We start from the raw sequence: 18118 nt of genomic DNA on the forward strand, positions 1-18118 counted from the left end.
ATGTGCCGAGTGGTCGATCTGCGGCAGGCGGTACTCGCCAAGAACGACGACGCCGCCCGGGCCCTGCGCACCGGGCTCGCCGCCCGCGGCACGACGGTGGTCAACCTGCTCTCCAGCCCCGGCAGCGGCAAGACCGCGCTCCTTGAGCGCGAGCTGCTCCTGGCGCGTGAACGAGCGGTGCCGGTCGCGGCGCTGACCGCGGACCTGGCCACCGAGAACGACGCCCGTCGGCTGGCCCGTTCGGGCGTTCCGGTCAGGCAGGTGCTCACCGACGGGCTGTGCCACCTGGAGGCCGGGATGCTCGGCCGGCACCTGGACGGCTGGCTGCCCGAGGACACCCGGATCCTCTTCGTGGAGAACGTGGGGAACCTGGTCTGCCCCGCCGGTTACGACCTGGGGGAGTCGCTGCGCGTGGTGCTCGCCTCGGTGACCGAGGGCGAGGACAAGCCGCTGAAGTACCCGACCGCCTTCGGACTGGCCCAGCTGGTGGTCGTCACCAAGACCGACATCGCGCAGGCCGTCGAGTTCGACGAGGCCGCCTTCCGCGCCAACGTCGAACGCGTCAACCCCGGTGTGGAGATCGTCATGACCTCGGCGCGCAAGGGCGAGGGCCTGGGGCTCCTGCTGGACCGGGCGCTCGCGGCCGGCGACGGGACCAGGACGCACACTCCGGTGATGGCCCGCCGGCAGCAGGCACAAGCACAGGCACAAACCCAGGACCAGAACCAGGACCGCGGACACCTGCACGGCCACGGCCACGACCACGGCCACGACCACGGGGCCGACCACCATCACCACCACGGGCCCGGCCACACCCACGGGCCCGACCACGAACACCCGCACGCCCAGCCCGCCGCCCAGCCCCGCTGATGGAGTCGGTCCAGCGCCGGCGCGTCATCGTCCGCGGCGTGGTCCAGGGGGTCGGCTTCCGCCCCTACGTCTACACGCGCGCGACCGGCCTCGGCCTCACCGGACACGTCACCAACACCCCTGAAGGCGTCGTCGCCGAGGTCGAGGGCGCCCCGGCCGCCGTCGCGCGGTTCTGCGAGCACCTCGCGGCGGACGCGCCCCCGCTGGCCGTCGTGGACGCGGTCGACCACCACGAGGTCCCCGTCGCGGGCGGCGCCGGATTCACCATCGTCGCCTCCCGCACCGGCGGCCCCGCCCGGACGCTCGTCTCCCCGGACGTGGCCACCTGCGCCGACTGTCTCGCCGAGCTCGCGGACCCGGCCGACCGGCGCCACCGGCACCCCTTCATCACCTGCACCCACTGCGGACCGCGTTTCACCATCGTCACCGGGCTGCCCTACGACCGCGCGCACACCACCATGGCCCGCTTCCCCATGTGCCCCGACTGCGCCCGCGAGTACGGCGACCCCGCCGACCGCCGCTTCCACGCCCAGCCCGTCGCCTGCCCGGCGTGCGGGCCCCGGCTGGCCCTGCTCACCGGGCGGCCGCCCCGCCCCGCCCCGGACGAGGACCCGATCGCCGGGGCCCGCCGGCTCCTGGCGGCCGGGGCGATCGTCGCCGTCAAGGGCCTGGGCGGCTACCACCTCGCCTGCGACGCGACCCACGCGGGTGTCGTGGCCGAGCTGCGCCGCCGCAAGGCCCGCGGCGACAAGCCCTTCGCCCTGATGGTGCGGGACATCCGCGACGCCGAACGGTACGCGCACGTCGGCCCCGAGGAGCGCGCCCTGCTCGAAGGCGGGGTACGGCCCATCGTGCTGCTGCGCCGCCGTGCCGCCGCCGCGGTCTGCGAAGGCGCGCCCGGCGTGCTCGCCGAAGGAGTCGCCCCGCGCTGCCCCGACCTTGGCGTGATGCTCCCGTACACCCCGGTCCACCACCTGCTGCTCGGCCTGCCGGGAGACCCGCCGGGCCCCCGCACGCTGGTCATGACCAGCGGGAACCTCGCCGGTGAGCCCATCGTCACCGACGACGAGGAGGCGCTGGAGCGGCTCGCCGGGATCGCCGATGCCTGGCTCACCCACGACCGGCCCGTCCACGTTCCGTGCGACGACTCCGTGGTGCGGGTCTGCGACGGCGAGACGCTGACCGTACGGCGCGCCCGCGGCTACGCCCCACTGCCGGTGCACCTGCCCCTGCCGGTTCCCGCGACCCTGGCGGCGGGCGGCGACCTGAAGAACACCTTCTGCCTCGGCGAGGGACACCGGGCCTGGCTGTCCGCGCACATCGGCGACATGGACGACCTGGCCACCCAGTACGCCCTCGAACGCGCCGAACGCCAGCTGGAGTCCATCACCGGCGTCAGCCCCGCCCTCCTCGCGGCGGACCGGCACCCGGGCTACCGCTCCGCCCGGTGGGCGCGGCGCACGGCCGGAGCCCGGCCGCTGGTGCGGGTGCAGCACCACCACGCGCACATCGCCTCCACCCTCGCGGAACACGGCCTGGACGGCGAGCACCCCGTGATCGGCGTCGCCTTCGACGGCACCGGCTACGGCGACGACGGCGCCGTGTGGGGCGGCGAGGTCCTCCTCGCCGACTACGCCGGCTACAGCCGCTTCGCCCACCTCGGCTACGTGCCGCTGCCCGGCGGCGACGCGGCCGTGCAGCGCCCGTACCGGATGGCCCTGGCCCACCTGCGGGCCGCCGGCCTGGCCCGCACCCCGGACCTGCCGTGCGTCGCCGCCTGCCCGCCCGACGAACTGCGGGTACTGGAACGCCAGCTGGAGCGGGGCCTGAACTGCGTCCCCACCTCCAGCATGGGGCGGCTCTTCGACGCCGTCTCCTCACTGGCGGGCGTCTGCCACCACGCCGGATACGAGGCACAGGCCGCGATCGAGCTGGAGGCCGCGGCCCTCGGGGCCCCCGCGGTCGGCCCCGGCTACGCCTTCGGGCTGCGCGTCCCGGAGCACCCCGGCGCCGGCCCGGTCGTCGCCGACCCGGCGCCGCTGTTGACCGCCGTCGTCGCCGACGTACGCGCGGGCACGGACCCGAGGCTGGTCGCCGGCGGCTTCCACGCGGCCGTCACCGCCCTCGTCACCGAGCTCTGCGCGCTCGCCCGCGAGCGGCACGGCCTGGACACCGTCGCGCTGACCGGCGGCGTCTTCGCCAACACCCTGCTGTCCTCCGCGTGCGCCCACGCCTTGCGGGCCCGCGGGTTCACCGTCCTGCGCCACGGCCGGGTCCCCCCGAACGACGGCGGGTTGTCCCTCGGCCAGCTCATGGTGGCGGCGGCCGCCGCCCCGGAGCAGCAACCGCACCACCCACAGCGAGGAGAAGCCCATGTGCCTGGCGGTACCCGGCAGAGTGCTTGACATCGGGGAGAAGGACGGCACCCGCATGGCTACCGTCGATTTCGGCGGCGTCCAGAAGGAGGTGTGCCTGGAGTACCTGCCGGACCTGCGGGTCGGCGAGTACGCCATCGTCCACGTGGGCTTCGCCCTCCAGCGCCTCGACGAGGAGTCGGCCCGGCAGACCCTGGCCCTCTTCGAGGAACTCGGCATGCTCCAGGAGGAGTTCGGCGACCCGTGGGAGCAAGCGGCCGCCCAGGCCGGGGCTGACTCCCCCTGGCCGTTCGCCGACGGCCCCTTCGCCGACGGCCCCCTCGCCGGAGAGACCACCGCACCCCAGCACACCCAGGAGGAAGGCCGGTCGTGAAGTACATCGACGAGTTCCAGGACCCCGCCCTCGCGCGCCGACTGCTCGACGACATCCACGCCACGGTGACCCGGCCCTGGGCCCTCATGGAGGTCTGCGGCGGCCAGACCCACACCATCATCCGGCACGGCATCGACCAACTCCTGCCAGAACAGGTCGAGTTGATTCACGGGCCGGGCTGCCCGGTGTGCGTCACCCCGCTGGAGGTCATCGACAAGGCGCTGGAGATCGCCTCCCGCCCCGACGTGATCTTCTGCTCCTTCGGGGACATGCTCCGGGTCCCCGGCACCGGCCGCGACCTGTTCCAGGTGCGCAGCGAGGGCGGGGACGTACGCGTCGTGTACTCCCCGCTGGACGCCCTGCGCGTCGCACAGGAGAACCCGCGGCGCCAGGTGGTGTTCTTCGGCATCGGCTTCGAGACCACCGCCCCGCCCAACGCCATGACGGTCCACCAGGCGAAGAAGCTCGGCATCCGCAACTTCAGCCTGCTGGTCTCCCATGTCCGGGTGCCCCCGGCGATCGAGGCGATCATGAAGTCGCCGAGCTGTCGCGTCCAGGGCTTCCTGGCCGCCGGGCACGTGTGCAGCGTGATGGGCGTCGGCGAGTACCCGGAGCTGGCCGAGCGCCACCGCGTACCCATCGTGGTCACCGGATTCGAGCCGCTGGACATCCTGGAAGGCGTGCGCCGGGCCGTGCGGCAGCTGGAGCGCGGTGAGCACACCGTCGAGAACGCCTACGCGCGCGCCGTCCGCCCCGAGGGCAACCCGGCGGCCCTCGCCATGCTGGAGGACGTCTTCGAGGTCACCGACCGGGCCTGGCGCGGCATCGGCGTGATCCCGGACAGCGGATGGCGGCTGTCCGCGCGCTACCGCGACTTCGACGCCGAACACCGCTTCTCGGTCAGTGGCATCGACACCCGAGAGCCCGCCGAGTGCCGCAGCGGCGAGGTGCTCCAGGGGCTGCTGAAGCCGCACGAGTGCGAGGCCTTCGGCACCCTGTGTACCCCGCGCAGCCCGCTCGGCGCCACCATGGTCTCCAGCGAGGGGGCCTGCGCCGCGTACTACCTCTACCGGCGGCTGGAGCTCGGGACCGCTCCCGCGGCCGCGACCACCCCGCTGGAGGCGAGCCCCGTTGTCTGACACCGGTACCACCCTGGACATCACGGGCTGGACCTGCCCGGCCCCGCTGCGCGACCGCCCGCGCGTCGTGATGGGCCACGGCGGCGGCGGCGCACTCTCCGCCGAGCTGGTCCAGCACCTCTTCGCCCCCGCCTTCGGCGGAGACGTGCTGGCCCAGATGGGGGACTCGGCCGCCGTCCGGCTCGGGGGCGTCCGGCTGGCCTTCTCCACCGATTCCTACGTGGTGCGCCCGCTGTTCTTCCCCGGAGGCTGCATCGGCGACCTCGCGGTCAACGGCACCGTGAACGACCTGGCCATGAGCGGGGCGCGCGCGGCCTACCTGTCCTGCGGATTCATCCTGGAGGAGGGCGTCGGGATGCCCGTGGTCGCGCGGGTGGCCGAGGCCATGGGCGCCGCCGCCCGGGCGGCGGGCGCGGAGATCGCCACCGGCGACACCAAGGTCGTCGAGGCGGGCCACGGCGACGGCGTCTACATCAACACCGCGGGCATCGGCATCATCCCCGACGGGGTGGACCTGCGTCCGCAGCGGGTCGTACCGGGCGACGTCGTGATCGTCAGCGGCGGGATCGGCCTTCACGGAGTGGCGATCATGAGCGTCCGGGAGGGCCTGGAATTCGGCGTGGACGTCGAGAGCGACTGCGCCGCCCTGGGCGGTCTGGTCCAGAGCATGCTCGCCGTCACCCCCGACCTGCACGTCCTGCGCGACCCCACCCGGGGCGGCCTCGCCGCCTCGCTGAACGAGATCGCGGCCGCCTCCGGCACCGGTGTCGTGATCCACGAGCGCAGCGTCCCGGTGCCCGAAGCCGTTGCCAACGCGTGCGCGATCCTCGGCCTCGACCCGCTGTACGTGGCGAACGAGGGCAAGCTGGTGGCCTTCGTTCCGCGCGAGCACGCCGAGGCCGTACTGGACGCCATGCGCGCCCACCCGCTGGGCCGCGACGCGGCCGTCGTCGGCGAGGCCGTGGAGGCCCACCCGGGCCTGGTGGTGGCCCGTACCGCGCTCGGCGGCACCCGCGTGGTCGACCTCCCGATCGGCGAGCAGCTGCCGCGCATCTGCTGACGACGCACCCGGGCCGTTCCGGACCCGCCGTACCGGACTCGCCGGCGGGCGAGTCCGGTACGGCGGTGGGCCGGCTGCCGGGCGGGCCGGGTCAGCGGTCGTCCCGCATGTCGTCGAGGTCCCGCTCGTCCAGGTCCCGCATCACGTCCCGCATCGTCGCGTCCTCGCGTCCCCGCTCGTGCGCGATCTCGTCCGGGGAGCGCGGCCGGCCGCCCGTCCTCATCCGGCCCGGATCCGGCGACCGCCCCCGGATCCGCGCCTTGTGCCCGCTGTCCGGCGTACGGCTCTTCCTGTCACCCGTGTCACCACCCATGACCGCTCACACCCCTTCCGTGCGCGCTGGTCCCTACCCTGCGGCTACCCCTCCGGCGCCGCCCAAACCCGAGGGCGGTAGCTGCGCGGCCCGGTGCGTACGCCGAGCCCGCCGCCGGCACCATCGCGGGCGCGGTGACGACGCGGAGGCCGTCACCGACGCGGTACGCCGCTGCGCGGAAGCCGGGGTCGCCGAGCACCTACCCGGGCCGGACGAAGGCCTCGGCAGCGGTGCCGTCCGGCAGGGCGGGGACGGGGACGGGGACGGAGGCGGGCCGGGCCCGGGTGCGGAAGGTACGGCGGTAGGTGTCCGGTGGGACGCCCACCGTCCGGGCGAAGTGGCGGCGCAGGGTGGTGGCCGTGCCCATGCCGGTGGCCGCCGCGATGGTGTCGACGGTGTCGTCGGTGGTCTCCAGCAGCTCCTGCGCATGCCGGATGCGCTGGGTGAGCAGCCACTGGAGCGGAGTGGTGCCGGTCACCGACCTGAAATGGCGCCCCAGGTGGCGTGAGCTCATCCCGGCCTGACGGGCCAGGTCCTCCACCGTGAGCGCCTGGTCCAGCCGCTGCAACACCCAGGGGAACAGGCGGGCCAGGGGATGGCTGCCGGGAGCGGGCACGGGAGTGGTCACGAACTGCGCCTGGCCCCCGTCACGGTGCGGGGGGACGACCAGGCGTCGGGCGATCGTGTTGGCGACGGCCGAGCCGTGGTCGAGGCGCACCAGGTGCAGGCAGAGGTCCATGGCGGCGGCCTTGCCCGCGGAGGTGAGCACGCTCCCGTTGTCGACGTAGAGCACGTCGGGATCCACCGTGACCCGGGGGTGGCGCCGGGTCAGCTCGTCGGTGTGCGCCCAGTGCGTCGTCGCGAGCCGGCCGTCGAGGAGGCCTGCGGCGGCGAGCACGAAGGCGCCCGTGCACAGCGAGGCCACCCGGGCCCCCGCCTCGTGCGCCGCCCGTACGGCGTCCACGAGCTCGGCGGGCGGCTCCCGGTCCACGTCGGCCCAGCCGGGGACGATCACGGTGTCGGCCGTCCGGAGCCGGTCGAGCCCGTGATCGGGGAGGAGGCGGAAGCGGTCGACCTGGACGGCGCTCGGACCGCAGAGCGCGAAGTCGTACCAGGGGTTGACGATATGGGTCAGATCGGAGCCGAAGACCTCGATCGCCAGGGAAAGTTCGAAATGCAGCATGCCGTCGGTGATGGCCAGCGCAACAGTGGTCACGTCCGGAAGTGTACGGGTCATGTCGTTCCGGACACTCGTGGGCCGGGTGGCTCCGCGCGAGGATCTTCCTGACGGAGCGCGGCGGACCGTACGGGGCCGTCGTCGCACAACTCGACGGGTGAAGGAGCGGGTTCATGGGATCGGGTCAGCAGGCGGCGGGCCAGGCCGTGGCGGTGTTCGGTGCGTACGGGCACACCGGCCGGTTCGTGGTGCGGGAGCTGGTGGAGCGGGGCTTCGTCCCCGTACTCTCCGGCCGCGATAGCGCCGGGCTGGCGGCGCTCGCGGACGAGACCGGCCTGGCCGCCCGCCGGGCGACGGTGGACGGCCCCGCCTCGCTCGACCGCGCGCTGGCCGGTACGGCCGCCGTCGTCAACTGCGCCGGGCCGTTCGCCTCGACGACCGCCGCGCTGATCGAAGCCGCCCTGCGGGCCGGGATCCCGTACGTGGACGTGGCGGCCGAACTGGAGGCCAACATCGACACCTTCGCCCACTTCGCCGACCGGGCGCGGGCCGCCGATGCGATCGTCGTCCCCGCGATGGCCTTCTTCGGCGGCCTCGGCGACCTGCTGGCCACCGCCGCCATGGGCGACTGGGACGAGGCCGACGAGGTGCACATCGCCTACGGCCTGAGCAGCTGGCACCCCACCGCGGGAACACGGCTCTCGGGCGCGGTCTCCCGGGAGCGGCGCGGTGAAGGGCGCCTGCGCTACACCGGGGGCCGGTGGGAGCACCGCACCGACGCCCCGCCCACCCTCGAATGGCACTTCCCGCAGCCGACCGGTACCCGGCCCGTGATCGGGGAGTTCACGATGGCCGACGTGGTGACCGTGCCCACCCACCTCTCCGTCCCGGAGGTCACGACCTACATGACCACCAACGCCGTCCGGGACATCGCGGCCCCCGCAACTCCCGCGCCTGCCGCCGCCGATGCGAGCGGCCGGTCCGACCAGACCTTCGTCGTCGACGCCGTCGTCCGGCGCGGCGGCGCCGAACGCCGCGCGGTGGCCCATGGCCAGGACATCTACGCCGTCACGGCCCCCCTCGTCGTCGAAGCCCTCGAACGCGTCCTCACGGGCCGTACCCGCACCGTCGGCGTCGCCGCCGCGGGGGAGATGTTCGACGCCCCGGACTTCCTGCGGGCGCTCTCCCCGCACGTCACCCTCGGCCCGCTGCCGTAGCGGCGTACCGCCCCTGCCCCCCGCCCTGTTCCCGGGTGATCTGCGCCACAGGTTGTCACAGGGCCGGTCGACGCGGTGTCTTGAGGCCGCACGCACCAGGACACCACCCCGCGACCCCTGATCCGCGGCTCGACGCCGACGAACGCGGGCATACCCGCCACCGCACACGACCGGAGAGGACGACCCCACCATGACCGCCACGACCACCGCGGCGCCGCGCGGCAGCACCTTCCTCAGAACCGCGACCGTCCTGCAGACCCTCGCGCTCTTCTTCCAGGCCTCCACCGCGGGCCTGCTGCTGACCTCGTCCCGCGCCTACACGCTGCACGACTACGGATCGAAGGTGATGTACGCGGCCGCCATGCTGTACGTCCTCGCCACGGTCCTCGCCTGGCGCCCGGGCGGCGGGTCCCCGCGCCCGATCCTGTACTCCACCGGCTTCCTCCTCCTCGCCTCGGCCCAGGTCGCACTCGGCGTCGCGCACGTGGCCTCGTTGCACGTTCCCCTGGGCGTGCTGATGTTCGCCCTCAGCACTCTCGCCCTCGTCCGCGCGCTCTTTCCCCGCTCGCCGTGAAAGGGCCTCAGCCCTCCACCGGCGGCAGTGGGAGGGAGCAGGACGCGCGTGCCACGCAGGCAATGCCGTCGTAGCCCTCGGCCGGGACGACCACGACGCGCGCCCCGGGGGCGTCGTCCCCCAGCGATGCCGCGGCCTCGGTCAGGGAGCGGTCACGCGCGGCGAGCACGCCATCCGCACCGGCCGGGGCGGCGAAGGGCCTGGGCGTGCCGCAGAGGAAGACGCCGGAGCCGACGAGGGCGCCCCGCCAGGTGGACGTGGGCCGCCGCGAAGGCGAGCCGGTGGGCGTGGCGTCCGCGGACCGGGCGCCCGCATCGGCCTGCGAGGGGTCAGCCCCTGGCGCGCTGATGGAGAGCAGCTGCCAGGAGATGGGAGTCGAGCAGGGAGACGTCTGCCGTCCTGTCCGCCCGTGCGTAGCCGGCCAGCATCCGTTTGGTCAGGACGAGTGCTTCGGGCGAGCGTCGGACGAGGGGCCTGGTCCAGGAGTCGACCACCGCGTCCAGCTGGTCGAGCGGGGCGGTCCGGTGCAGCAGACCGATACGGTGGGCCGTGTCGGCGTCGAAGACGTCGCAGGTGAGCATGAGCTCGCGCATCCTGGAGGCGCCGGCCTCGGAGACCAGGCGTCCCATCGCCCCACCCCACGCCGGCGGTAGCCCGATGCCGACCTCCGGCATGCGAAAGCGGCTGGTGTCGGCACCGGCGCGCAGATCGCAGAAGGCGGCGAGGGCCAGGCCCGCGCCGATGACCCGCCCGTGTAGCCGGGCGATGGTGACCGCGTGGGTGTTCTCCAGGGCCTGGCACAGGCGGTGCGCCTTGTCGGCGATGCGACGCAGTTCAGCCCCCGACGGATCGTCGCCCAGCGCCTCCTGGTACTCGTCGCGGTCGGCACCCAGGCAGAAGTCCGGACCTAGCGACGACAGCGTCAGGATCCGGACGTCGGGTCTGTCGTGGAGGTCGTCGAGCAGGGCGATGAGGTCGTCCAGAACCGCGGTGTCCAGCGTGTCGTCCTGCCCCCAGGGGTTGAGGCGGACGTGCAGGACGGGGCCGTCCTGCTCGGCGCGGAGCGCCTTGGGCGCGGTCCGGGTGCGCAGGGGGGAGGGGGTCCATTCGATCATGCGAGTGCCACGTCCAGGTTCAGGAGGCGCCGGAACGCCACACGCGGCGCCATCGACGGGGGGCGTACAAGAGTGAGACGGGGAAGGCGCCGGATCAGCCGGCGGAGCAGGGTCTGGGCTTCGAGGCGGGCCAGGGGCGCGCCGAGGCAGTAGTGGATGCCGCCGCTGAAGGCGAGGTGGCCGGGCACGCGTGCGGGGTCGAACCGGTCCGGGTCGCGGTGCCTGGCCGGGTCCCGGTGCGCCGCGGCGACCATGAGGTGGACCATCTCGTCGCGGCGGATCTCGAAGCCCCCCAGCACGGTGTCCTCCGGGGCGACCCGGCTGATCACGTGGGTGGGCGGGTCGTGACGAAGCGTTTCTTCGACGAACCCGGTCACCAGGTCCGGGTTGTCGGCGACCATGTCCCAGCGCTCGGGGCTCTCGACGAGCCGCAGCGTCATCGTCGAGAGGAGGGTCGCGGTGGTTTCCAGGGCGGCCAGCAGGACGAACAGGACCAGGAAGTAGACCGCCTCGTCGGCCTTGTCCCGGTCGGGTTCGATCGCGTCCCACGCCCGGATCCATCCGGTGACCGGGTCGTTCCCGGGGTGGGAGCGTCGGTCGCGCACCAGCTCCATGAAATAGGCCCGGAGTTCGGCGGTGGCCGCGTCGGACAGGGCCAGCTGGCTGGCCGACGGCAGCAGCTCCTGGGTGAAGACCTGATCGTGGGTCAACCGGCGTAGCGTGGGCCAGTCGGCCTGCGGCAGCCCGAGCCAGTCACCTATGGTGGCGACCGGCAGCTCCTCGCAGACGAGCTCCGAGAAGTCCGCCTCGCCGGTGCGTATTCGCTCGGTGAAGGCGTCGAGGAGCCGATCCGCGGTCCGTTGCACATTGTGGCCGATGCGCTCGACGGTGGACCGGTCGAACGTGCCCGCCGCCCGGCGCACCTTGGTGTGGTCCGGGGCGTTGAGCGCGGCGAGGGTATTGCTCATCTCGCGCGAGGAGGGCGCGTTCCAGCGCGTCCCGGGCCCCTGGCGCGCACGCCATTCCCGGTCGGGCTCCAGCCATTGACGACTGCGCAGGACCTGGTCGCAGGCGGCGAAGCCGGTCACGGCGAAGCCGCCCCAGGGGGCGGGGACCACCTCACCCCGCGCGAGGAGCTCGGCGTATAGCGGGAAGGGATCAGCCTGCCCTCTTGCCGTCCGCAGACGGGAGAAGAGGGAGGCGGACGCCCGGCGGTCGTACGACGGAGTTGCGGCAACCCCCATGACGGCGGCTCCTTTCTGAGAACCAGCCGCCATGCCTACCCACATGATCGTTAGAGCATCCACTCTACTGAGCACGCAGGAGGTTACTAGCATCACACTCTGCTCACTCGCCCCTGGTCCAGGCCAGGAAGCGACTGAACAAACCACCCTTGGGCTGTGACGCGGCACCGGTGCTCGTGCGCGCGGGCCCGGCGGCGGGCGAGGAGGCCGCCGCCTGCTGCTGCGAGGCCTGGCCCGCGTTCGATCCGGCCTGCTGGGACGCCTGGGGGGCGGCCTTCGGGGTGAAGCGGATCGGGAGGGTGACCAGGGTGCGGCTCCACGGGCTCGGAGCCCAGGTGAGCGCCTTGAACGGGACCCGCATCTCCACGTCGAGGAGCTGGTTGAGCAGCGTCTCCACGGCCGTCACGGTGATCATGAAAGCCGGGTCCTTGGCGGGGCAGGCGTGCGGGCCCGCCCCGAACGCCAGGTGCGCCTTGGCGCTGAGCTGTTCGCGGTGTTCGGTCAGCTTCGGGTCCGTGTTGGCCGCGGCGAACGAGATGAGGACCGGGTCGTTGGCCCGGACCACCCTGTCGCCGAGTTCGACGTCGTGCGTCGGGTAGTGGGCCGCGTAGTTGGCGATCGGCGCGTAGTTCCAGAGGGTCTGGGAGACCGCGTCCTCGACCGGGAGGCCGACCTGCCAGTCCTCCCCGAGGTACAGGGCGCTGCTGGTTCCGATGGCCGCGGCCAGCGGCGCGGTGCCGCCGGAGAGCAGGGTGACCAGCTGGTGCAGGACCTCCTCGTCGCTCAGCTGGGCCGGGTGCTCCATCAGGCGCGTCGTCAGGTCGTCCTTCGGACGGCGCCGCTTGAGGGCGATCAGCTCCGTGAGCGCCCCGCCGAGCACCTCGTCGGCCCCGGGGGTCCCCTCGAAGATGCCGCTGATCCCGGCGATCACGCGGTCGCCGATCTCGGGCGGGCAGCCGAACAGTTCGCTGAAGACCAGCAGGGGCAGCGGCTGGGCGTATTCGGCCATCAGCTCCGCCTGGCCGCGGATGTCGGTACTGAACTGGTTGATCAGGTAGTTGGCGGACTGCTGCGTCTGCCGGATGAGCTGGTGCTCGTTGACGGTCGCGAGACTGTCGGTCACCGCCCCGCGCAGCCGGGCGTGCGCCGCGCCATCGCTGAAGAGGGCGTTGGGGCGGTAGCCCATCATGGGCAGGGCCGGGCTGCCGGCCGGGACGCGCCCTTCGTTGAGGGCGTTCCAGCGGCGGGAGTCGCGCACGAAGGAGGCGGGGTTCTGCAGGACGTACAGGGCGGCGTCATAGCTGGTGACGAGCTCGGCCTGGACGTCGGGGGCGATGTCCACGGGCGCGCTGGGCCCGTAGTGGCGCAGCTGCGCGTAGTGGCTGTCGGGGTCGGCTCCGAACGAGGGACCGTACATCTGGACGTTCCCGTGCGCGGGGCAGCCGGGGGGTATCTCCATCGGTTCACGTGGCTGTTGCATTCCTGCGCTCCTAGCCGAGTTGGGACATGAGGTGTTTCACGAGGGTGATGAGGGCCTGCGCCGAGGAGTTCTCATCCCGTACGTCGCACTCCACGACAGGGGTCTCGTCGGTGAGGTTCAGCGCTTCGCGCACCTCGTCGAGCGGGTAGTGCGTGGTGCCCTCGAAGTGGTTCACGGCGATGGCGTACGTCAGGCCGAAGCGCTCGACGAGATCCAGGACGGGGAAGGACTCGTGCAGCCGCTCCGGATCGACCAGGACGAGTGCGCCCAGGGCGCCCCGGGAGAGCTCCTCCCACATCTCCTTGAAACGCTCCTGGCCGGGCGTACCGAAGAGGTAGAGCACCAGGGTGTCGCTGAGGGTCAGCCGGCCGAAGTCCATGGCGACGGTGGTGGTCGTCTTGTCGGGCGTGCCCGACAGGTCATCGAAGCCCACGCTGGCCTCGGTGATCTCTTCCTCGGTCCGCAGGGGCTCGATCTCGGAGAGGCTGCCGATGCAGGTGGTCTTGCCGACCCCGAAGTGCCCCACAATGAGGATCTTCACCGCGTGGGAGACATCTGGATCCAGGTACACGCGTTTACGCTCCGAATCGATTCTTCAGGCCTTCGAGCACGGCGCTGACCAGTTCTCTGTCGACACGTTCGGCGCGCGGTATCGGTGACCTCGCGAGGATGAGGCCGTCTTCCTCCAACTGCGCCAGCAGGATGCGGACGACGCCCAGGGGCAGATGCGTGTGCCCCGCCACCTCGGCCACGGACAGGAATCCATCCGCGACCAGGTCCATGACCCGCCCCGCTTCCGGCGACAGCATGCGTGCCGCGACCTGTCCGTTCTCCGCCCCCGTCGCTGTCACGAGCGTCGTGTGCTCGTACTCGTGGTCCGGGGGCAGCGCTCGTCCGTTCGTGATCACGAAGAGGGGCACTAACGGAGACGTCAGTTCCAGTTCTTCGTCGTGTCCGGACCACTCAGGCATGTCCTGTCCCCTTCGCCGGTGTCGCCGTCGCGGTCAGTCGGGGAACCACCGAGTGCAGTCGGGTGGTGAACTCCTCAATGTCACAGACCTGTTCGGCGGCGGCCGCCAGGAAGGCGTCGGGGCCGGCGGCCAGCAGGAAGATCCAGCCGTGCTGGAACTCGATGACCGTCTGACGCCATTCCGCATCCTCGGCGACCCCCGCGAACTGGGCGGTGACCCGGCTGTAGGCGTGGATGCCCGTCATGGCCGCGGAGATGGTGTCCGCCAGATCGCGGCTCATCCCGGTGGTGGCCCCGCGGGGAAGACCGTCCGACCCCAGCAGCACCGCGTGTCGGGCGCCCTGGACCTCGGACACCACCCGGTCGAGCTCGCCGAGGACGAACTTCGCGTCACCGGGGCTCTGCTGCCGGGGCTCGTTTCCCCGCGCCCCTCCGGCGTCCTCGTGGCCCACCCGCGGCGGCGAGGTGAGGTTGTTGCCCAGCCGGGCCACGAGGCGGTGCATGCGGAAGGAGATCTGCTGCATGTCCACATCAGGCGCGGCCGCGGCGGCGAGGTACGAGCCCTGCCCCGCCCCGATCAGGAAGTTCCAGCCGTGCGAGAACTCGATGATGGTCTGGTTCCACTGCCGGTCGTTCCCCGGTCCGGCGAAGTGGGCCGTCGCCCGGCTGAGCGACTGCATTCCGGCCATGGCGGCGGAGATGGTGCGCACATCGTTCTCGGCTAGGCCTTCCGTCGCACCGCGAGGGAGGCCGTCCGCGGACAGCAGGACGGCGTGACGTGCCCGGGGCACGTTGTCCACGATGTCCTCTAGCATCCACGACAGGTCTGCGGTCATGCGTTTTCGGGCCCTTCGAACGAGGTGGGGTCAAGGTTGCGGCCCGAGAGCGTGCCGCGCTGGAAGGCCCCCAAGCTGCGCCCGGAAGCGCGGCCCGTCTCTTCCGGGCTCCGTGGCGCCGCCCAGCTGGTGTCGGGGCGGGGGTCGGGATCGGGGACACTGGCGATGGGCGCCTGGCGCGCGCCGCGCTTGGGCAGACCGTGCATCGTGCGCGACGGGGCGCTCTGCGGCATGCTCTGAGGCGCACCCTGGGGCCGATTCTCGGAGGTGCGCCGGATGTTGCTGACCGGAGCCTCCTGGACGGCCGGTATCTCCTCCATGGTCCACAGCTCCTCGGGCAAGAGGACGACGGCCCTGACGCCGCCGTACCGGGAGACTCCGGTGACGTCCACCTTGAAGCCGTGCTGACGTGCGATCAGTCCGATGACGGGAAAGCCGAACTTGGGCTGGGTGCCGAGCTGCGACAGTCGGGGTGTCACTTCCCCGGAGAGCAGCGCGGTCGCCCGCTGCCGGTCCTCGTCGTTCATGCTGACGCCGGCGTCGTCGATGACGATGCACAGGTTGTTCTGGACGCGCTGGAACGTCACTTCGATCGGCGCGTCGTGCTGCGAGAAGCTGGCGGCGTTGTCGAGCAGTTCCGCCACGGCGAGCGCGACGGGCGCGACCGCGGACGCCTTGAGGGCGAGACCGGTCTGCTGCATGATCGCGACCCGGTGGAAGTTGCGGATCTGGCCCTGAGCGCTGCGCACCACGTCGTAGACGCTGGCGGGCCGGTTGCGCCGGCCGAGCGGCGCACCGCACATGACGGCGATGCCCTGGGCCTTGCGCGCCATCTGGGCGTTGGCGTGGTTGACGTCCAACAGGTCGCTGAGGACGGCGTGTCCACCGTACTTGCGCTGGATCGCGTCCAGCAGCGTCGTCTGCTCGGCGGCGAGGCTCTGCAGGAGACTCGCGGCGCCCTTGAGGACGGACTTGGTGTTCTCCTCCGCTGCTTCCTTGGCCTCGCGGATCGCGGCGTCCTGCTCGTTCCGGAAGGCCTGCAGCTCGGCGCGTGAGGAGTGCAGGTGGCTGTCCACCGCGAGCAGCTGCTGCCTCAGGTCGGTCTCGGTGTGCTCCTTCTTCGCCTCCAGCGCTCTGTTGCGGGCGACGAGTGCCACGACCGCGGCGACGGATATCGCCGCCACCGCAACCAGGCACCACACAAGTGCGTCTCGATTCATGGAAACCTTTCCCGGCGCATGACATGCGGACGGCTGCAGATACACCTCGCGAGGCCCCGCAACACAGCTGATCAGCACAGTTCACCTGCTGTTATGCAGAGAACGTGACGCCGATCACAATCAGTATCTGTGTAAAAACGGATCAAGATCACAGATGTGGGGATGCTATCACCGGATCTCCGCCCCATCGGACGCCTGCCTTGGTGCCGCATCCGCCCAACCCGGCTGTGACGGGAGCAGGTTGACATGGGCCTTTCGAGCCCGCATCTCCCATCGGCCGCCCCTCTATCCGTTGATCCGTCAAGCACTTCTTCACGAGAGGAGCGGCAATCCCTCACATCAATCCGAGAGGCCGTCAATCGAAGCTCGGGCGGGCGCCATCGGCAGGTGGCGGCGGCGTGGCCGCGGCGTCCAGTTCATTGGTGACGGGAGCGTGTTGGGCTTTTGCGTCGAATGGGGAGGTGCTGCTCGGCCGCATCGGCCCAGGCGGGGCTCGAACAAGACCCAATCGACTCAGGTGGCCTGAATCCGGTCGCCTGGTTCCCGGATATTCGCATAACCGGGCGAAATCCGCGCGCGGGGTCATTCGAATCCCTGTGGGGTCGAGATGTGCATTCTCCCCGGATTCTTTCCAGCCAATCCGGCCTCCGAAGTCGAATCGTCGCCGGTCGGGGCGCGGCGGTCGGTCATCGTGCGGGCCGGTACTCCGGGCCGCTCGCCGACGCGGACGTCGAGGAACAGCTCGACGCTCCCGCCGGGGCTCCGGCGGTGCCGGTCGAGGCCGGTGGGGACGAGGGGGTTCACCGGCCTCGCCCTCCGGGGTGCTCATGGTGGAGGCAGGACGTTCCGATGCCTTCGCTGGTGGGGAATGGGGGCCGGGTTCCGGCGTGGTCGGGATTCAGGCCGAGATTCCGGTACCGAGTTGCGGACACTCCGTGTCCGCAAGGGCGGATAGCTTGCTGCCATGGCCTCCAGGACGACACCTCCCGTACTCGACACCCGCGCACTGAACCGTGCCACGCTCGCCCGCCAGCTGCTGCTGAGCCGTGCCGAGCTGTCCGCGCGGGACGCCGTCACCCACCTGCTCGGGCTGCAGGCACAGAACGTCAGACCGCCCTACTTCCAGCTGCACGCCCGGCTCGCCCGCTTCCAGCCCGCCGAACTGGCCGGGCTGATGGAGTCCCGTGAGGTGGTCCGGATGGTCACCATGCGCTCCACCATCCACACCCACACCGCGTACGACGCCCTCACCCTGCGCCCGCTCGTCCAGCCCGCCCGTGACCGCGAGATCGACCACTTCCGCAAGGGCCTCGCCGGGGTGGACCTGGACCGGCTGGCCGACCGGGCACGGGCCTTCGTCGACAGCGCGCCGCGCACCATGGCCGAGATCCGCGCGGACCTGCTGGAGGAATGGCCCGGCGCCGACCCGCAGTCCCTGTCCGTCGCGGCGCGCTGCCGGCTGCCTCTGGTCCAGGTCACGCCCCGCGGGGTGTGGGGACGCAGCGGCCAGGTACGGCTCACCACCATCGAGAACTGGCTCGGCCGGCCCGCCGGGGCCGCTCAGCCCGTGGACGACGTCGTGCTGCGCTACCTCGCCGCCTTCGGGCCCGCCTCCGTCAAGGACATGCAGACCTGGGCCGGGCTGACCCGGTTGCGCGAGGCCTTCGAGCGGCTGCGGCCGGGACTGGCGGTCTTCCGCGACGAGAAGGGTGTGGAGCTCTTCGACCTGCCCGACGCGCCCCGGCCCGGCGCCGACACCCCGGCGCCGCCACGCTTCCTCCCGGAGTTCGACAACCTCCTGCTCTCGCACGCCGACCGCACCCGCCTGGTCGCCCCCGAGGTCAAGGGGCGCAGCTGGACCGGGAACCAGGCCCACTGCACCCTGCTCGTGGACGGTTTCCTCGCCGGCCTGTGGAAGCTGGAGGGCGCGGCGCTCACCGTCGAACTGTTCGGCAGCGTACCGAAGGCGGCCGAGCAGGAGATCGTCGCCGAGGGGGAGAAGCTGATCGCCGACATGGGCGCGCCGCCCGGGGGGACCGGCCGGCCCGCCCCGTCCGTACGGTTCGCGCCGATCCGCCACTGAGCCGCCGCCGAGGCGTGCCCGAGGCGTGCCCGACGTACGGCAGGCGGTCAACTCGCGGCTGACGCGGCCCTG

At 72.1% G+C, this 18118-nt stretch carries 18 protein-coding genes; 8 read left to right on the plus strand and 10 right to left on the minus strand.

What is annotated here, in order from left to right:
- The 5 genes from hypB to hypE all read left to right on the plus strand — a co-directional run bounded on the left by hypB (position 1) and on the right by hypE (position 5817).
- Positions 1-870 (plus strand): hydrogenase nickel incorporation protein HypB, encoded by an 870-nt coding sequence (gene hypB / locus ACFW2G_RS13085; protein ID WP_037915608.1) that lies wholly within the window; start codon positions 1-3, stop codon positions 868-870.
- On the plus strand, positions 870-3275 hold the full coding sequence (gene hypF / locus ACFW2G_RS13090) for a carbamoyltransferase HypF (protein ID WP_384580406.1): 2406 nt from the start codon (positions 870-872) through the stop codon (positions 3273-3275). Before hypB ends, hypF begins: the two co-directional genes overlap by 1 nt.
- On the plus strand, positions 3244-3618 hold the full coding sequence (locus tag ACFW2G_RS13095; RefSeq protein ID WP_384447245.1) for a HypC/HybG/HupF family hydrogenase formation chaperone: 375 nt from the start codon (positions 3244-3246) through the stop codon (positions 3616-3618). The genes hypF and ACFW2G_RS13095 overlap by 32 nt, the downstream gene beginning before the upstream one ends.
- Positions 3615-4757 carry a hydrogenase formation protein HypD gene (gene hypD / locus ACFW2G_RS13100; protein WP_384580408.1) on the plus strand — a complete coding sequence of 381 codons (1143 nt, stop codon included), beginning with the start codon at positions 3615-3617 and terminating at the stop codon, positions 4755-4757. Before ACFW2G_RS13095 ends, hypD begins: the two co-directional genes overlap by 4 nt.
- 70 nt (positions 4758-4827) lie before the next feature.
- Complete coding sequence (gene hypE, locus ACFW2G_RS13105; protein WP_172671271.1) at positions 4828-5817, plus strand: hydrogenase expression/formation protein HypE; 990 nt, start codon at positions 4828-4830, stop codon at positions 5815-5817.
- Between the two features lie 91 nt (positions 5818-5908).
- On the opposite strand, the gene ACFW2G_RS13110 is transcribed toward hypE, so the two are convergent.
- Positions 5909-6130 (minus strand): hypothetical protein, encoded by a 222-nt coding sequence (locus ACFW2G_RS13110; protein WP_037915616.1) that lies wholly within the window; start codon positions 6128-6130, stop codon positions 5909-5911.
- 199 nt (positions 6131-6329) lie between these two features.
- Positions 6330-7346 carry a helix-turn-helix domain-containing protein gene (locus ACFW2G_RS13115; RefSeq protein WP_384580411.1) on the minus strand — a complete coding sequence of 339 codons (1017 nt, stop codon included), beginning with the start codon at positions 7344-7346 and terminating at the stop codon, positions 6330-6332.
- Between the two features lie 134 nt (positions 7347-7480).
- Here ACFW2G_RS13115 and ACFW2G_RS13120 point away from each other — a divergent pair, with 134 nt between their 5' ends.
- Both ACFW2G_RS13120 and ACFW2G_RS13125 read left to right on the plus strand, forming a co-directional pair.
- Positions 7481-8524 (plus strand): saccharopine dehydrogenase NADP-binding domain-containing protein, encoded by a 1044-nt coding sequence (locus ACFW2G_RS13120; RefSeq protein ID WP_384580413.1) that lies wholly within the window; start codon positions 7481-7483, stop codon positions 8522-8524.
- Positions 8525-8714: 190 nt separating this feature from the next.
- A complete protein-coding gene (locus ACFW2G_RS13125) occupies positions 8715-9098 on the plus strand; it encodes a hypothetical protein (RefSeq protein ID WP_384447254.1) in 384 nt (127 codons plus the stop codon).
- Between the two features lie 7 nt (positions 9099-9105).
- Here the strand turns inward: ACFW2G_RS13125 and ACFW2G_RS13130 are convergent, their stop codons facing one another.
- The 8 genes from ACFW2G_RS13130 to ACFW2G_RS13165 form a co-directional block, all read right to left on the minus strand.
- Positions 9106-9267 carry a hypothetical protein gene (locus ACFW2G_RS13130; RefSeq protein WP_384580415.1) on the minus strand — a complete coding sequence of 54 codons (162 nt, stop codon included), beginning with the start codon at positions 9265-9267 and terminating at the stop codon, positions 9106-9108.
- 160 nt (positions 9268-9427) lie between these two features.
- Entirely contained in the window at positions 9428-10213 is a 786-nt protein-coding gene (locus ACFW2G_RS13135; RefSeq protein WP_384447258.1) for an enoyl-CoA hydratase/isomerase family protein, read from the minus strand.
- Complete coding sequence (locus ACFW2G_RS13140; protein WP_384580417.1) at positions 10210-11457, minus strand: cytochrome P450; 1248 nt, start codon at positions 11455-11457, stop codon at positions 10210-10212. Before ACFW2G_RS13140 ends, ACFW2G_RS13135 begins: the two co-directional genes overlap by 4 nt.
- A 103-nt stretch (positions 11458-11560) precedes the next feature.
- Positions 11561-12937: a cytochrome P450 gene (locus tag ACFW2G_RS13145; protein WP_037915627.1), complete on the minus strand. Its 1377-nt coding sequence runs from the start codon at positions 12935-12937 to the stop codon at positions 11561-11563.
- Between the two features lie 10 nt (positions 12938-12947).
- Positions 12948-13508 carry an ATP/GTP-binding protein gene (locus tag ACFW2G_RS13150; RefSeq protein WP_030237619.1) on the minus strand — a complete coding sequence of 187 codons (561 nt, stop codon included), beginning with the start codon at positions 13506-13508 and terminating at the stop codon, positions 12948-12950.
- A gap of 4 nt (positions 13509-13512) precedes the next feature.
- On the minus strand, positions 13513-13908 hold the full coding sequence (locus ACFW2G_RS13155) for a DUF742 domain-containing protein (RefSeq protein ID WP_037915632.1): 396 nt from the start codon (positions 13906-13908) through the stop codon (positions 13513-13515).
- Complete coding sequence (locus ACFW2G_RS13160) at positions 13901-14743, minus strand: roadblock/LC7 domain-containing protein (protein ID WP_384447264.1); 843 nt, start codon at positions 14741-14743, stop codon at positions 13901-13903. The genes ACFW2G_RS13155 and ACFW2G_RS13160 overlap by 8 nt, the downstream gene beginning before the upstream one ends.
- On the minus strand, positions 14740-15963 hold the full coding sequence (locus tag ACFW2G_RS13165; protein ID WP_384580420.1) for an ATP-binding protein: 1224 nt from the start codon (positions 15961-15963) through the stop codon (positions 14740-14742). Before ACFW2G_RS13165 ends, ACFW2G_RS13160 begins: the two co-directional genes overlap by 4 nt.
- Positions 15964-16927: 964 nt before the next feature.
- On the opposite strand from ACFW2G_RS13165, the gene ACFW2G_RS13170 reads away from it, so the two are divergent.
- Positions 16928-18046 (plus strand): winged helix DNA-binding domain-containing protein, encoded by a 1119-nt coding sequence (locus ACFW2G_RS13170; RefSeq protein WP_384580423.1) that lies wholly within the window; start codon positions 16928-16930, stop codon positions 18044-18046.
- The last annotated feature ends 72 nt before the right edge of the window (positions 18047-18118 follow it).

This window comes from Streptomyces sp. NPDC058880, assembly GCF_042742535.1.
Lineage (GTDB): Bacteria > Actinomycetota > Actinomycetes > Streptomycetales > Streptomycetaceae > Streptomyces.

Excerpts from the sequence above, each read along its gene's own strand:
- ACFW2G_RS13155 (WP_037915632.1), bottom strand. The coding sequence starts at position 13,908 with ATGCCTGAGTGGTCCGGACACGACGAAGAACTGGAACTGACGTCTCCG.
- ACFW2G_RS13110 (WP_037915616.1), bottom strand. The coding sequence starts at position 6,130 with ATGGGTGGTGACACGGGTGACAGGAAGAGCCGTACGCCGGACAGCGGG.
- ACFW2G_RS13165 (WP_384580420.1), bottom strand. The coding sequence starts at position 15,963 with ATGAATCGAGACGCACTTGTGTGGTGCCTGGTTGCGGTGGCGGCGATA.
- ACFW2G_RS13120 (WP_384580413.1), top strand. The coding sequence starts at position 7,481 with ATGGGATCGGGTCAGCAGGCGGCGGGCCAGGCCGTGGCGGTGTTCGGT.
- ACFW2G_RS13160 (WP_384447264.1), bottom strand. The coding sequence starts at position 14,743 with ATGACCGCAGACCTGTCGTGGATGCTAGAGGACATCGTGGACAACGTG.
- hypF (WP_384580406.1), top strand. The coding sequence starts at position 870 with ATGGAGTCGGTCCAGCGCCGGCGCGTCATCGTCCGCGGCGTGGTCCAG.
- ACFW2G_RS13095 (WP_384447245.1), top strand. The coding sequence starts at position 3,244 with ATGTGCCTGGCGGTACCCGGCAGAGTGCTTGACATCGGGGAGAAGGAC.
- hypE (WP_172671271.1), top strand. The coding sequence starts at position 4,828 with ATGGGCCACGGCGGCGGCGGCGCACTCTCCGCCGAGCTGGTCCAGCAC.
- ACFW2G_RS13170 (WP_384580423.1), top strand. The coding sequence starts at position 16,928 with ATGGCCTCCAGGACGACACCTCCCGTACTCGACACCCGCGCACTGAAC.
- ACFW2G_RS13145 (WP_037915627.1), bottom strand. The coding sequence starts at position 12,937 with ATGCAACAGCCACGTGAACCGATGGAGATACCCCCCGGCTGCCCCGCG.
- ACFW2G_RS13135 (WP_384447258.1), bottom strand. The coding sequence starts at position 10,213 with ATGATCGAATGGACCCCCTCCCCCCTGCGCACCCGGACCGCGCCCAAG.
- ACFW2G_RS13125 (WP_384447254.1), top strand. The coding sequence starts at position 8,715 with ATGACCGCCACGACCACCGCGGCGCCGCGCGGCAGCACCTTCCTCAGA.
- ACFW2G_RS13140 (WP_384580417.1), bottom strand. The coding sequence starts at position 11,457 with ATGGGGGTTGCCGCAACTCCGTCGTACGACCGCCGGGCGTCCGCCTCC.
- hypB (WP_037915608.1), top strand. The coding sequence starts at position 1 with ATGTGCCGAGTGGTCGATCTGCGGCAGGCGGTACTCGCCAAGAACGAC.